The sequence below is a fragment of the Pseudoalteromonas sp. bablab_jr010 genome (assembly GCF_016464105.1).
Lineage (GTDB): Bacteria > Pseudomonadota > Gammaproteobacteria > Enterobacterales > Alteromonadaceae > Pseudoalteromonas > Pseudoalteromonas simplex.
The window spans coordinates 13,192-27,816 of record NZ_JACDWV010000086.1 but is presented as its reverse complement, the minus strand read 5'-3'; the positions used below and the strand labels follow the sequence as shown (position 1 = coordinate 27,816).

General features: G+C 40.6%; 12 protein-coding genes. All 12 read left to right on the top strand.

Features of this window, described 5'->3' with window-relative positions; all coding sequences use genetic code 11:
* The 12 genes from JIG37_RS08425 to JIG37_RS08370 all read left to right on the top strand — a co-directional run bounded on the left by JIG37_RS08425 (window position 1) and on the right by JIG37_RS08370 (window position 14,621).
* Window positions 1–3,165, top strand: coding sequence for an efflux RND transporter permease subunit (locus JIG37_RS08425; protein WP_055022009.1), 3,165 nt, complete (start codon window positions 1–3; stop codon window positions 3,163–3,165).
* A gap of 88 nt (window positions 3,166–3,253) precedes the next feature.
* Window positions 3,254–3,865: a PepSY domain-containing protein gene (locus JIG37_RS08420; protein ID WP_226899251.1), complete on the top strand. Its 612-nt coding sequence runs from the start codon at window positions 3,254–3,256 to the stop codon at window positions 3,863–3,865.
* Window positions 3,865–5,697 (top strand): 2Fe-2S iron-sulfur cluster-binding protein, encoded by a 1,833-nt coding sequence (locus JIG37_RS08415; protein WP_045979604.1) that lies wholly within the window; start codon window positions 3,865–3,867, stop codon window positions 5,695–5,697. The genes JIG37_RS08420 and JIG37_RS08415 overlap by 1 nt, the downstream gene beginning before the upstream one ends.
* A 24-nt stretch (window positions 5,698–5,721) precedes the next feature.
* Window positions 5,722–6,069 (top strand): copper resistance CopC family protein, encoded by a 348-nt coding sequence (locus tag JIG37_RS08410; protein WP_016708251.1) that lies wholly within the window; start codon window positions 5,722–5,724, stop codon window positions 6,067–6,069.
* Between the two features lie 18 nt (window positions 6,070–6,087).
* Window positions 6,088–6,975, top strand: coding sequence for a CopD family protein (locus JIG37_RS08405; RefSeq protein ID WP_045979603.1), 888 nt, complete (start codon window positions 6,088–6,090; stop codon window positions 6,973–6,975).
* Window positions 6,976–6,990: 15 nt separating this feature from the next.
* Complete coding sequence (locus tag JIG37_RS08400) at window positions 6,991–7,461, top strand: nuclear transport factor 2 family protein (protein ID WP_008467847.1); 471 nt, start codon at window positions 6,991–6,993, stop codon at window positions 7,459–7,461.
* A 27-nt stretch (window positions 7,462–7,488) separates the two neighbouring features.
* Entirely contained in the window at window positions 7,489–9,312 is a 1,824-nt protein-coding gene (locus JIG37_RS08395) for a copper resistance system multicopper oxidase (protein WP_045979602.1), read from the top strand.
* Window positions 9,309–10,169, top strand: coding sequence for a copper resistance protein B (locus tag JIG37_RS08390; protein ID WP_045979601.1), 861 nt, complete (start codon window positions 9,309–9,311; stop codon window positions 10,167–10,169). Before JIG37_RS08395 ends, JIG37_RS08390 begins: the two co-directional genes overlap by 4 nt.
* A 608-nt stretch (window positions 10,170–10,777) precedes the next feature.
* Window positions 10,778–11,200, top strand: a complete 423-nt coding sequence (locus tag JIG37_RS08385; RefSeq protein ID WP_045979600.1) for a hypothetical protein — start codon at window positions 10,778–10,780, stop codon at window positions 11,198–11,200.
* A 297-nt stretch (window positions 11,201–11,497) separates the two neighbouring features.
* The gene (locus JIG37_RS08380) at window positions 11,498–11,911 is read left to right on the top strand and encodes a MerR family transcriptional regulator (protein ID WP_045979599.1); all 414 of its coding nucleotides are present in this window, start codon (window positions 11,498–11,500) and stop codon (window positions 11,909–11,911) included.
* A 101-nt stretch (window positions 11,912–12,012) separates the two neighbouring features.
* A complete protein-coding gene (locus JIG37_RS08375; protein WP_055022012.1) occupies window positions 12,013–14,256 on the top strand; it encodes a heavy metal translocating P-type ATPase in 2,244 nt (747 codons plus the stop codon).
* An 11-nt stretch (window positions 14,257–14,267) separates the two neighbouring features.
* The gene (locus JIG37_RS08370; protein ID WP_004589267.1) at window positions 14,268–14,621 is read left to right on the top strand and encodes a cupredoxin domain-containing protein; all 354 of its coding nucleotides are present in this window, start codon (window positions 14,268–14,270) and stop codon (window positions 14,619–14,621) included.
* Window positions 14,622–14,625 lie beyond the last annotated feature (4 nt).

The window sequence follows — 14,625 nt, the reverse complement described above, 5'->3', positions numbered from 1 at the left end:
ATGATTGAATCAATTATTAGATGGTCTATCGGCAATCGTTTCTTTGTTTTGTTGATTACCTTAATTATCGCGTTTGGTGGTTTGTATTCATTACAAAAAACGCCAGTAGATGCACTCCCAGATCTTTCTGATGTGCAGGTGATAATTAAGACGAGTTATCCGGGACAGGCACCACAAGTTGTGCAGGATCAAGTGACATTTCCACTTACTACAGCGATGCTATCAGTGCCGGGGGCGCAAACTGTTCGTGGTTACTCATTCTTTGGTGATTCCTACGTCTACATTATTTTTGATGATGATACTGATTTGTATTGGGCTAGAAGCCGAGTACTTGAATACTTAAGCCAAGTAGCATCAAGCCTGCCTGATTCGGCAAAACCTCAATTAGGACCTGATGCAACAGGTGTGGGTTGGGTATACATTTACGCTTTAACAGATAAGTCTGGAAACCATGATCTAAGCCAATTAAGAAGCATTCAAGACTGGTTCTTAAAGTATGAACTACAAACTGTTCCGGGCGTGTCCGAAGTTGCCGCCGTTGGTGGTATGGTTAAGCAGTATCAAGTGCAAGTAGATCCTGACAAATTGAGAGCTTACGATATTCCTCTAAGTTTAATACAAATAGCCTTACAAAAAGGGAACAAAGAAACTGGCGCATCCGTTGTGGAAATGGCTGAAGCTGAATATATGGTTACCGCAACGGGGTATATTCAATCAGTTAGTGATATAGAGAAAATTCCACTTGGTATTAACGAACAAGGCACGCCGTTGCGTATTGGTGATGTTGCCAACGTTAACCTTGGTCCTCAAATGCGCCGTGGTATCGCAGAACTTAATGGCGAAGGCGAAGTTGTTGGTGGTGTTGTCGTTATGCGCTTTGGTGAAAACGCTCAACAAACCATAAATGGGGTAAAAGAAAAGCTTGAGTCGCTCAAATCTTCTTTACCAGAGGGGGTGGAGGTTGTCCCTGTCTATGACAGATCGAAGTTAATAGATCGTGCTGTTGATAACCTTTGGAGCAAGTTGCTAGAGGAGCTTGCGGTCGTGGCTATTGTCTGTGTTGCTTTCCTATTTCATCTTCGCTCATCAATTGTGGCAGTTGTTACTCTACCATTAGGTATATTGGTGTCATTCATCATCATGTATATGCAAGGCATCAATGCCAATATTATGTCTTTAGGCGGTATCGCTATTGCTATTGGTGCGATGACTGATGGTGCAATAGTGATGATTGAAAATATGCATAAACATATGGAGAAAACACCACTAACAGATGAAAACCGTTGGCAAATTGTAGCTAAGGCTGCGAGTGAGGTAGGCCCTGCATTATTTTTTAGCTTGCTGATCATAACTGTCTCATTCTTACCTGTGTTTATCTTAGAAGCGCAAGAAGGAAGAATGTTTTCACCGCTCGCCTATACAAAAACCTATGCAATGGCTGCATCAGCAGGCTTGGCAATAACATTGGTGCCTGTTTTGATGGGCTACTTTATTCGAGGCAAAGTCGTCTCTGAAAAGAAAAACCCATTAAATCGATTATTGATTGCTATCTACATGCCTGTTTTAAAGCAAGTCATGAAGTTTCCAAAATTGACAATAGTCGCAGCAGTATTAGTGACTATCGTTGGTTTTTGGCCTGTCGATAAAATTGGTAGTGAATTCATTCCGCCATTGGATGAAGGCGACCTTATGTATATGCCTACTACATATCCCGGCATTTCAATCGGTAAAGCAAGAGAGTTATTGCAGCAAACGGACAAGCTTATTCGCACTGTGCCAGAAGTTGAAAATGTATTCGGTAAAGTAGGACGAGCTGAAACCGCAACTGACCCTGCGCCTCTAACCATGATTGAAACCTTTATTCAATTGAAGCCACGGGAGGAGTGGCGAGAAGGCGTGACAACTGAGTCGTTAAAAGCTGAGTTTGATAAGTTGGTTAAATTTCCGGGCTTAACCAATGCTTGGGTCATGCCAATCAAGACCCGCATTGACATGTTAGCTACAGGTATAAAAACGCCTGTCGGTATTAAAGTCGCCGGACCAGAACTTGATGTAATTCAGGATATCGGCCAACAAATAGAACAACTCTTGCCAGAAGTGACAGGCACAGCGTCAGTTTACTCTGAACGAGTTGCAGGTGGACGATATATCAAGGTTGATATTTCACGAGATAAATCAAGTCGCTTTGGGTTAAATATCGAAGATGTCCAACAAGTAGTTTCTACTGCGATTGGCGGTATGAATGTGACACAAACGATAGAAGGTCAAGAGCGTTACCCTGTTAATCTGCGCTATCCGCAAGATTATCGAGATTCTCCTGAGCAGCTAGCACGATTACCTGTTGTAACACCAAGTGGTCAACGCATTGCACTAGGTGATGTTGCTGATATTCGAGTAGAGAATGGCCCACCGGGTATTAAAAGTGAGAATGCCAGAATCAATGGTTGGACTTTCATTGATATTGATAGCGTTGATGTAGGTACTTATGTTGAAAATGCTAAAGAACACTTAGCAAATAACCTGACATTACCAGCAGGCTATTCAATTACTTGGGCTGGACAATACGAATATATGGAAAGAGCGAAAGAAAAGCTCACCTATGTATTGCCTTTAACACTCGCCATTATTGTTATTCTGCTTTACCTGAATTTCAGAGCGTTTAGTGAAGTGGCTATCATTATCGTTACCTTGCCGATGGCAATGATCGGTGGGTTATGGTTGATGTATCTAGAAGGGTTTAATTTCTCAGTAGCTGTTGGTGTGGGCTTTATCGCTCTAGCTGGTGTTGCGGTTGAGATTGGCGTGATAATGCTGGTTTATCTTAATCAAGCACTTGCTGAGCTTAAGGAAAAAGCGGTGGAGCGAGCAGAACTCATCTCAGATGATGCATATCAAGATGCATTATTGCACGGTGCTGGCTTACGAGTTCGTCCAGTAATGATGACGGTAGCTACAATCATTATAGGTTTAATGCCTATTTTATATGGTACTGGTACAGGTTCTGAGGTCATGAGCCGCATTGCTGCTCCTATGGTAGGCGGAATGACAAGTGCTGTGCTGCTCACGCTTATTGTACTCCCTGCAATTTACTCAATCATTAAAAAGCCTGAAGTAAATGCCTTTAACAAAGAGCTTTCTAACGTGGAGCCTGAGAATAATGCTTAGCACGGCTAGAAAATATCACAAATGGCTAATGGCATTTGTCGGAATACAATTCCTCTTCTGGTCTATTACAGGCGTGTATATGGTGACTATGGATATTCACTATATACACGGCGAAACCTTGGCTAAGAGTGAGGAAGCCAAAATAGATTTAGCAAGTATGGATTACTCCATTGTAAAGCTAGCTGCGGATTATCCTAAAGCTAGCCAAGTTACACTTACTCAAAGTATGGGCCGTCCTTTGTATTCTTTTATTAATGGAGAAAATGGAAAAGTAGCAATAGATGCTAAAACTGGAGCTGTTCAGGCCCTTGTAGATGAAACCAAGGCTAAAGAAATCGCACAATACCATTATGCGCTGAATCATCAAATCGACAGCATAAGGTTGATTAAGTCAGCGACAAACTTGCCTGCTGAGTTGTCCCCAAGGCATTTACCTGTTTGGAGAGTGACGTTTGAGCAATTCTCCACACCGACATTTTATATAAGTCAACAAACAGGATCACTTGTTGCCAAGCGTCATGATTACTGGCGATTGTTTGATTGGATGTGGCGGTTCCACATTATGGATTACTATGATGGAGAAAACGTATCAAACTGGTTTTTGTTCTTGGTCGCAACTCTAGGTCTAATGGGAGCAATTACTGGCGCAGTATTGACTTATTACCGAGTGCTTTCCCCAAATAAAAAGAGAGTCATTTGATGCGACTATTTAAGTTAAATACAACGATACACAAGTGGCTTTCTTTATTTGTTGGTTTACAACTGCTTATTTGGTTGGGAACGGGCCTTTACTTCAATTTGATGGATCACAGTAAAGCCAGTGGTAATGAACTTAGAGTTCATTCTCATCATGAAGGTAGCATTACAGGCTTTGACCTATTCCCTATTAAAGACATTACTAGTAATGCTCCGCAGGAAGTAAACCTTATATGGGTTTTACATCAGCCTTACTATCATTTTGTGTTCGATAAGGGGCAGCATAGCTATCAAGAGCGCCACTCAAAGCTATTTGATGCTGTAACAGGAAAGCCATTTAATTTGTCTGAAGAACAAGTACTAACTTTGGCAAAAAACTCCTACTCGGGACAGGGTAAGTTAACTACTCCAGTGTTATCTCAACCTCCGTTTTCTGATCACGTAAGGCAGCAAAATCCTATGTGGCAAGTTGCCGTTGAGGATGAGAACAATACAACTATTTATTTAGATAGTATTACAGGTCAAGTACTTCGCCATGCCAATGATGATTTCAGATTGAAAGATCTGATGATGAAGCTTCACTTTATGGACTATGGCAATTCTGGAGGATTTAACCATTGGTTGATCATTGCATTTGCTTTTGCAACGCTATTCCTTTCAATTACTGGTGTTACTTGGCTGATACAACAGTATAGAAGTGGTTTACTGAAGCTAGGTTGGGGCACTAACAGGCAAAAAGTGGCAGTGACGTTTTCCAATGAAAATACTATTACTGACATCTCAGCAGTTGGTCGCTCAACTGTATTAGAAGGGCTAGCTAGTTCACATGTATACCTTCCTTCAGGTTGCGGTGGTGGCGGTACTTGTGGCAAATGCGTGTTCTTAAGTTCAACTAAATTACCTATCACACTATCTGAACAGGAACATTTATCTCAGGAGCAACTTAAGGAAGGTTATCGGCTTGGATGTCAGCATAGGTTCTCTGAAATTAGTTCGATTGAAGTTAATACTGATCGCAATATTGAAAATCATGAGCTAGTTGTGGTTGCGACTAATTTCATTACTCCTTTTATCAAGGAAGTGAAATTTAAGCTGAAATCAGGCAAACAGTTGGCATTTAAAGCTGGTGCATATATGCAATTTGATGTGCCAGCAGGGATGAATAGCTTACGTCCAGATGATATGCCAGAGTGCTATGAAAAATACTGGGATAGCTACTATCATGGAAAATTTTCTCATAACGGTGTAACTCGCCACTACTCATTAGTTAACTTTGACGAGGAGTCTGATGAGTTAATGTTTAATATCCGTTGGCAGACCGCAAAGAATGGTTTTAAAGCAGGAATAGGTTCAAGTTATTTAGGTTCACTCCAAGTAGGTGAAACGATAACTGCAAGAGGCCCTTTTTCTGATTTTTATGCCACTTCAAATAAAAAAGTTAGTCGCGTGTTTATAGGTGCGGGTTCAGGACTTGCACCACTGAGGTCTATTATTTTTGAACAGTTGAAAAAGCATAAAGATAAAAGTGGTTTGACTCTTATCTATGGTGCGCGAACTGAAGATGACTTGCTATACCATAATGAATTGAAGTCACTGAGTGAGAAGCATAAAAACTTCTCTTATATTCCTACTCTTTCTAATCCTTCAGAAGAATGGCAAGGGCACTCAGGCTATGTTCAAAAAGTACTTCTGCCGTATATGAACCAAAAAGCAGAACTGCATTTGGCTGAGTTTTACTTGTGCGGTCCAGAAGCAATGATGAGTGAAGTGGAAAAAATAATTACAGATGCTGGGATTCCAAGTAATCAAATTTTCAAAGATAAATTTAGTCGTTAATCCATTAAATAAATAGAGGTATATATGAAAACATTAATTAAACTTTTAACCATAATCAGTGTTGTTTTTAGTAGTGCAGTATTTGCACATGTGCATCTTGAAAAAAGCGTGCCTGCTGATAATGCAATGCTAATGAATACTCCAGAAAAATTGACATTGGGATTTAGCAAAGAGGTACGTGTAGTTAAAGTTACGTTGAAAAATAAAAAAGGTGAAAATATTAAATTTGACTTTAAACCATCAAAAGAAGCTTCCAGAGAGTTTTCATGGGAACTACCTAAATTAGCTCCAACAAACTATATCGTTGATGTGACCTATTTAGGTAAAGATGGACATAAAATGAAAGATAGCTTCGGCTTTATGGTTCATTAGTAAGGCTGTGTGATTGATATGGAAATGTATATCTGGAATACAGTCATTGTACTGTCAAAAATTGTATTTTACGTCGGCTTTGCCTGTATTGCCGGCTATACATTTTTCAGACAAATTTTTGAGCATAATGAATCTCATAGTAATGCTGTAATAGCGAATTTAACGTGGACAAGAACTTATATAGTTATGGCTTTGATCGCTAATATTACTTGGTTCTTTGCCAGTACTGGTGCAATGGCAGAAGAGGGAATTCAGGGGGCGATAGACGCTGATATATTGGCTATTATGTGGGACTCCTCTGTCGGCACTGGAGCTTTGCTTCGAGCGCTTGGGCTAGTTACCGCAATAATCGCTTTAGCTTTAAGGTTCAAACTCGCTGTGAACTCGTACTTAAAACAAAGCGCTTTAATGTTGAGTTTATTAATCCTTGCATACTCATTCACGTTACTGGGTCATATTTCTGAGTTAGGCACAATTGAAAAAGGCTTGCTTATTTTGCATGTGCTCGTTATGGCATGGTGGTTTGGGGCGTTATTGCCACTAAAACAGGCTTGCCATCAGCTAAGTTATGCAGAACTTCATTTGCTGATGGAAAGCTTTGGCAAACAAGCAAGTTTTACATTGAGCCTATTGTTGGTAGCAGGCCTCTGGCTCGTGATTCAATTGGTCGGAAGTCTTGATGCACTAATAAGCTCAAGTTACGGACAAACACTGTTGTTTAAATTGGCCCTTGTAGTGTCTATTTTGGCACTTGCTGCTAAACATAAACTAATACTCGTTCCACAACTTAAAAATAGTCAAGGCAGAGAGGCTTTATCTAAATCTATCTCGATAGAAATGGTAGTAGCTTTTGCCATTTTATCTGTAACGGCTGGGCTTACTAGTGTTGTTGGCCCTGCAAATTAAAACCTAAAAGAGAGAATGAAAATGAAAACAATAAATATATTACTCGTTTTATTAATGACGTTTAGTTTCGCAGCAAACGCTCATGGTGATAAGAACAAAGACAAAGGTTTGTTTAAAGGTATAGATACCCCAGCCGCAAAAGTTGTTTTGGCATTTCATCAAGCACTTGAAACTGGCAATCAAAAACAGGCTAGAGCGCAGTTAGCGGATGATGTCACCATTTTCGAGGGAGGCCGCGTTGAAAGGAGCGCTGATGAATATGCTCATCATCATATGTTGTCGGATATGAAGTATTTAGCAGCGATGAAGAGCGACACACTTGAACATCAAGTGACGATACTTGGAAATACCGCTATCTCTGCGTCGCGCAGTCAAACTACAGGTACTCATAAAGGTGTTGAACGCGATTATCAAGGCATGGAAACGATGGTGCTGGAAAAACAAAATGGTGAATGGAAGATTAAGCACATTCATTGGTCACATTAATTTATTGTTCAAACAACGGAGAGTAAAATGAGAAATAACAATCCATTACATCAAGTTTCTACGCCACGTAGACGCTTTGTACAAGGATTAGCTGCTGGCGGTGTATTAGCTGCTTTTCCAAGTGTTCTTCATGCAGCTTCATCTTTGCTTGCTGGAACTTCAACAGGTACTGCGCCCGAACTAAGTGGGGAAGTCATAGATCTGGTGATAGATGAGTCACCAGTAAACTTCACAGGTGTTGTAAGAATGGCTACAACAATCAATGGCTCAATACCAGCTCCTACCTTGCGCCTCAGAGAAGGTGATGACGTTACTATCAGGGTAACGAATAAATTATCAGTGCCGAGTTCAATTCATTGGCATGGGATCATTCTTCCGTATCAAATGGATGGCGTACCGGGTATTAGCTTTAAAGGTATAATGCCGGGTGAAACCTTTGTTTATAAATTTAAGCTGCAACAAAGCGGCACATATTGGTATCACTCACACAGTGGTTTTCAAGAAATGACAGGTATGTACGGCGCATTAATTATTGAGCCAAGAGAAAAGGATATTATTAGTGCTGACAATGAGCATGTCATCCAATTGTCTGATTGGACTGATGATGACCCAATGGATTTGTTTCGCAAGTTAAAAGTACAGAGCGATGTATTTAACTTTAATCAACCTACTGTTCCAGAGTTTTTTGATGACATTTCAAATAGCAGCGTTTCAAATGCGCTACAACGCCGGGAAATGTGGAATAAAATGAGAATGAACCCTACAGATCTTGCAGACTTATCAGCATCTGCAATGACTTTTTTAATGAATGGTTGTGCGCCTTTGACAAATTGGCGTGGAATGTTTAAAGCTGGCGAAAAGGTTAGGCTTAGATTTATTAACGGTTCTAGCAATACGTTTTTTGATGTAAGAATACCTGAGCTGAAGTTAACAGTTGTACAAGCTGATGGACAAAATGTTGAACCTGTGACAGTAGATGAATTTAGATTTGGTCCCGGTGAAACTTATGATGTACTTGTCGAGCCAAAAAATGACGCATATACGATTTTTGCACAAAGCATGGATCGCTCAGGTTATGCTAAAGGTACTTTATCAATGGCACCTAACGTTGATGCACCAGTACCTTCTTTAGACCCCGTTGAGTGGTTAACGATGACAGATATGATGGGCAATATGACCCATGATAGTGTGCATTCTACAATGGCTGATACGGCAGGTATGTCGGGCATGAATTCTAATAAAATGGATCATAGTGCAATGGGTCATGGAGCGATGGCAATGGATCATAGTAAACATGGAATGACTAAAAACCCATTAGCTGTTGCTAGCACTAAAGTGCGTCATGCAAAAACAGAGTATGGAGCTTCTGTTGATATGCGTGTTGATATGCCTAGAACAAACCTTGATGATCCCGGTATAGGTTTACGTAAAAATGGACGCCGTGTTTTAACACTTGCAGATTTACATTCTCTTGAGGGAATTACAAGCCAGCAAGAGCCTGAGGCTGAAATTGAATTACATTTAACTGGAAACATGGAGCGTTATAGCTGGTCATTTGATGGCTTGGAATTTGGAAAAAGCACGCCAGTTCACATGAAGCATAATCAACGTTTAAGAGTTATTTTACAAAACGATACAATGATGACACATCCAATGCACCTGCATGGTATGTGGAGCGATTTGGAGAATGAAAAAGGTGATGTACAGGTTCGTCGCCATACTATCCCTGTACAACCAGCGCAAAGAATTAGTTTTTTAACAACACCTCATGACGTAGGTCGCTGGGCATGGCATTGCCATTTATTATTCCACATGGATGCAGGTATGTTTAGAGAGGTAGTTGTATCATGAGAAAATTAATACTAACCAATACGTTAAAACTATTATTAATAGGTTTGCCCCTTATAAGTGTATCTGTATCTGCAAAAGATGAGATGACTGAGATGGGTGATTCTAAAATGCAAGCACAAGGTGGAGATGCACCTAAAGATGCTAGAGACCCTCATGCTTATGCCGCAGGTACAACATTGACTGAAGGTCCTTATGCACTCAATAGCGACAAACGACTGACTTTGGCAGATGAGCATTCATTTTACGCGCTACTAGGGGATCGTCTTGAATATAATGAGCAAACAAACGCAGGTGTTTTTGACTTTCAGGCATGGTATGGCACTACTTTTGATAGATTAGTCATCAAAACTGAGGGAGATTTTAGCGAAGGTAATTTAGAGGAGAACCAAACAGATTTTCTATGGGGCCACGCAATATCTGCTTATTGGGATACACAAGTCGGTATTCGACTTGATTACAATAACGAAGGTGAAAACCGCAAATGGCTAGCTTTTGGTTTACAAGGTCTAGCCCCCTACTGGTTTGAAATTGATATGACTGCGTATTTAGGAGAGCAAGGTAATAGTGCATTTTCGATCGAAGCTGAGTATGAGCTATTACTTACTCAAAAGTTAATTGTTCAACCACGAGCAGAGTTGACGCTTTACGGTAAGGATGACGTCCAAAATAACCTTGGTAGTGGCTTATCTAGCAGTGCTATTGGTTTTCGGGTTCGTTATGAGTTTACCCGCCAGTTTGCTCCCTATGTTGGCGTTGAGTGGACAAATAAATTTGGTAATACAGCCGAATTTGCGAAGTTAAATGGGCAAAGTACTCGTGATACTGCTTTTGTTGCAGGTATCAAGTTCTGGCTCTGATGTGAAGAAATACTATATTGACTTGATGAGAGCTACCGCAACTATATTGATGGTAGCTTTTGTTTTTTGGGATTTAAACCATTTTAGTTATGTTAGGAAAGGCCTAGCTAATAGTTTTTTTGGAAAGAACTAAGAGCAGTAATAGTAAGCTACTTCTTGTTTTCAGTCTGTGCCAGTCTGGTGTATACCTATCAAGGTGGAATATCAGCTAAGAAGTAAAGTTGGCGAATGGTAAAGGTTAAAGAGTCAAGCCAAAAAACATCGCCATTGAAAGACGTACAATAGACTATCTTATCACTTTTGATGAACGGGAATTGGGTGTGCTCGGGATAGAACCGATTGTTGCAAAGTACTGCGCTTAAAGCTGAACAATTGGAAAAATGATCCCTTACTCAATACCTAGTTATGAGCGTAGGGTTTTTATTTTTTTATGGTGCTCATGCTTGGCTTCAATCTCATGAGTATAAATCAGACACCCCTTTTATACTTGTTAAGTTTAAGCTGTTTAAAAAAGTAAAAAGTTTAGGTTTTAGTTCAAAGGTTGATCAAGATCATAAAATTATTTTTATAAAGTGGCTAATATTGTAGGAGCTAAAGAAGGAATGATAATGTTTGGACTTTTCAGGTGGTTTAAAATAGTGATAATAACTGTGTTGCTTACGCAGCATAGTTTTGCTACAGCTAAGCCAATGAATTGTGAAGAACATCAAAATGGATCTTCCGACACGCATATTATGCAACGAAGCAAAAATATTCACCATCAATCAATGAATGACAATAGTCACTATCACACTGTAAACTCGCAAGACTCTAAACACCGTCATGGTGATGAAGTCTGTGAAAAATGTAAAGCTAGTGATTGTGTTTGTTGTGAGGGGGGATTTTGTTCAAGCTTTCATTTAAATCCCTATCTTGTGCAAGCGCAAGAGGAAGGTATTTGCAATATTTACTCTGAGCTATTTCTACAGCGTACACCTCTACCAAAATCTGGTATCCATCTCTTACTTTATCGTCCACCAATTATTGGCTAATCACGGGATCAGTGCGTCTTTTTTTCGCCACTCCCATCAAAAATAGAATGACTTATTCATTGATTTAAATAATCAATTGTTTTGAACGATTAGTACGATATTTTGAAAGCACTATGAAAATTCTCAAACTATTGCCATTTACAGTACTTAATGCTGTCGATTTTGGCCGAGATTTCTCTTTTACCAAAAAATTATTTTTTAGCTTATTCACTAGAATTAGTACTTGACCTGTGTCTTAGACACAGGTCTAAGCTGTAGGTGAGAGTACAAACTTAGGTGAAAAACTAAGGAGTAAATATGAAAGTAGCAGAACTGTCAAAAAGCCTTGGAACGACTGCTGATACGGTGCGCTATTACACGCGATTGGGACTGTTAAAACCTGCTAAGTCAGTGAACGGCTACAAGTCATACTCGAATAAAGAAGTATCGAGACTTAAGTTCATTTTAAGTGCCAGAAATCTTGGTTTTTCCGTTGCTGATATCAAGCAAATTCTTAATGAATCTGAAGATGGTACAAGTGCGTGCCCATTAGTCAGAAGCCTCATCAAAGAGCGGCTTGAAGAAACAGAAAAACAGTTTCAAGCAATGTTGGCACTTCGAGGGAAAATGTCTTCAGCGCTTTCTCAATGGGAAGAAATGGAAGACAAAGCGCCGACTGCAAACATGGTTTGTCATCTCATCGAAAACTTTGAACAAATTAAAAAGGCATAGGAGGAAAAATGGTAACTACTAATACAAATATAGAAACCGAATCAGGCTGTTGCTGTCAGGCAAAAACTCAATCCTCTTCGTGTAAAAGTAAGGAGAATACGTTGGAAAAAACATCACAAAGCCAACAGCTCATCATTGAAGGCGCTGGGTGTGCTAGCTGTGTAGGCAAAATTGAAGGGGCGTTAAAGGCAACTCATGGAGTCGTCAGTGCAGAAATGAATTTTGCTGATAGGACTGTAACAGTTTCTGGGACAGCTAAGACAGAAGAATTGATCAAAGCTGTTGAGTCAGTGGGGTATAACGCGAAGCCAATTGATGATAGCTCAGCAACAGATGCGCTTGACGAGAAAGAGGCGGCGGATTGGGCATATTACAAAAAGCTAATGCGCGATACGTTTATTGCCCTTTCACTCGGCGTTCCTTTGATGATCTACAGCATTGTAGTTGGAGAAATGACAGTTGAAACAAACCTTGAACGCATGTCTTGGCTGGTTGTCGGTATTTTAACTTTTGGTGTTATGTATTTTTCAGGTAAGCATTTTTATGTTGGCGCTTGGAAAAGCTTTAAAAACCACTCCGCTAATATGGACACACTAATAGCTTTGGGAACAGGTACAGCTTGGGTGTACTCAATGGTTGTTGTGTTTGCACCTGACGCCGTTCCATTGATGGCTCGGCATGTTTATTTTGAAGCGACCGCCATGATCATTGGCTTGATTGATTTAGGTTTAGCATTAGAAATAAAAGCCAGAGGTAAAACCTCTGAGGCCATTAAACGTCTTATCGGCTTGCAGGCCAAAACGGCAACCGTGGTTCGTGATAGCAAAGAAGTTCAGATTGGTATTGAGCAGGTTTTACTTAACGATATTGTGAAGGTAAAACCGGGTGAAAAAATTCCCGTCGATGGTGTGGTATTGGAAGGACACACGTCTATTGACGAGTCCATGCTGACAGGTGAACCGATGCCCGTTGAAAAAGCCGAGGAAGATGAGGTTGTCGCTGGCACGTTGAACAAATCAGGCATGATTTTATTCAGAGCCACACGTGTTGGTAAAGATACGGCGCTTGCACAGATCATCAATATGGTGAAACGAGCGCAAAATTCAAAACCGCCGATTGGCCGCTTGGCCGATGTTATTTCCGCCTATTTCGTTCCTGTAGTCATGATCATCTCGGTGTTAAGTGCGTTAGCATGGCTTAACTTTGGCCCTGAGCCAGCAATTGCTTTTGCTATCGTATCAGCAACTACTGTGCTTATTATTGCCTGCCCGTGTGCTTTAGGCTTGGCAACACCCATGTCTGTCATGGTCGGAGTAGGAAAAGCAGCAGAAGCCGGAGTACTTATTCGCAACGGTGAGGCACTGCAAACCGCCTCTAAAATCACTGCCATGATTTTAGATAAAACGGGCACTATTACTGAAGGGGCACCTAAGGTAACCGATATTGTTTTAGCAAAAGCTACTGACGAAAAAGACGTACTACAGCTTGCAGCAAGTTTAGAAAGCGGCTCAGAGCACCCTTTAGCGCAAGCGATTGTTGAAAGTGCTTTAGATAAGGATATTGAGTTACTAAAAATTGAATCGTTTAATGCTATTACGGGTTTTGGTGTAGAAGCAAACTGTAACAATAAAGTCCTGCTTTTTGGTAACGATAAACTAATGAAGTTAAAAGGCATAGACCTCACAGGCTTTGTTGGAAAAGCCCAGTCTTTAGCCAAAGAAGCCAAAACACCTATGTACTTTGCTGTAGATGGTGAACTTGCCGCAATCATTGCTGTCGCAGATCCCATTAAGTCAGACTCAATCTCTGCTATCAAACGGCTTCAGGCTAATGGTATACGCGTCATCATGTTAACAGGTGATAACAAGGAAACCGCTGCCGCTGTTGCCAAAAAAGCAGGTATTAGCGAATTTCTTGCTGAGGTGCTGCCAGAAGATAAAGCCAACAAGGTGAAAGAGCTACAAGGCAGTGGCGAAATTGTTGGTATGACAGGAGATGGCATCAACGATGCTCCTGCGCTAGCGTTAGCCGATGTTGGCTTCGCCATAGGCACAGGGACTGATGTAGCTATCGAAAGTGCTGACATTACCCTAATGCGTGGTTCACTTCATGGCCTTGCCGATGCCATAGCGGTAAGCAAAGCTACTTTACGAAATATCAAACAAAACTTGTTTGGCGCGTTTGTCTATAACGTAGCCGGGATTCCTTTTGCTGCGGGGGTTCTATACCCCTTCTTTGGCATTCTGCTTAGCCCTGTAATTGCAGGTGCTGCAATGGCGTTTTCGTCATTGACTGTAGTGTCAAATGCAAATCGACTTCGCTTTTTTAAAGCAAAAGAGCATTAAGGAGAATCACAATGATGGTTATTAACTTATTAGGCTTAATGTTAATCGCGCTGATTGTTTGGTGGTTTTGGCTATATAAACCCAATAAAACAATCGTTCAAGGTAATGAAGTACTCATTGAAGTGAGGGATGGCGTGTATTCCCCATCCTCAATTCAGGTGTCTGCTAGCCAGCCTGTCACTCTGAAGTTTATGCGCAAAGATCAATCCCCCTGCGCTGAAACAATGCTTATTCCTTCATTGGATATAAGCGAACAGCTTAAATTAAATGAAATTACTCAAATTACCCTATTGAACTTATCACCGGGAGAGCATGAGTTTCACTGTCAGATGCAAATGTATCGCGGTGTCTTAAAAGTCGTTTAGGAGG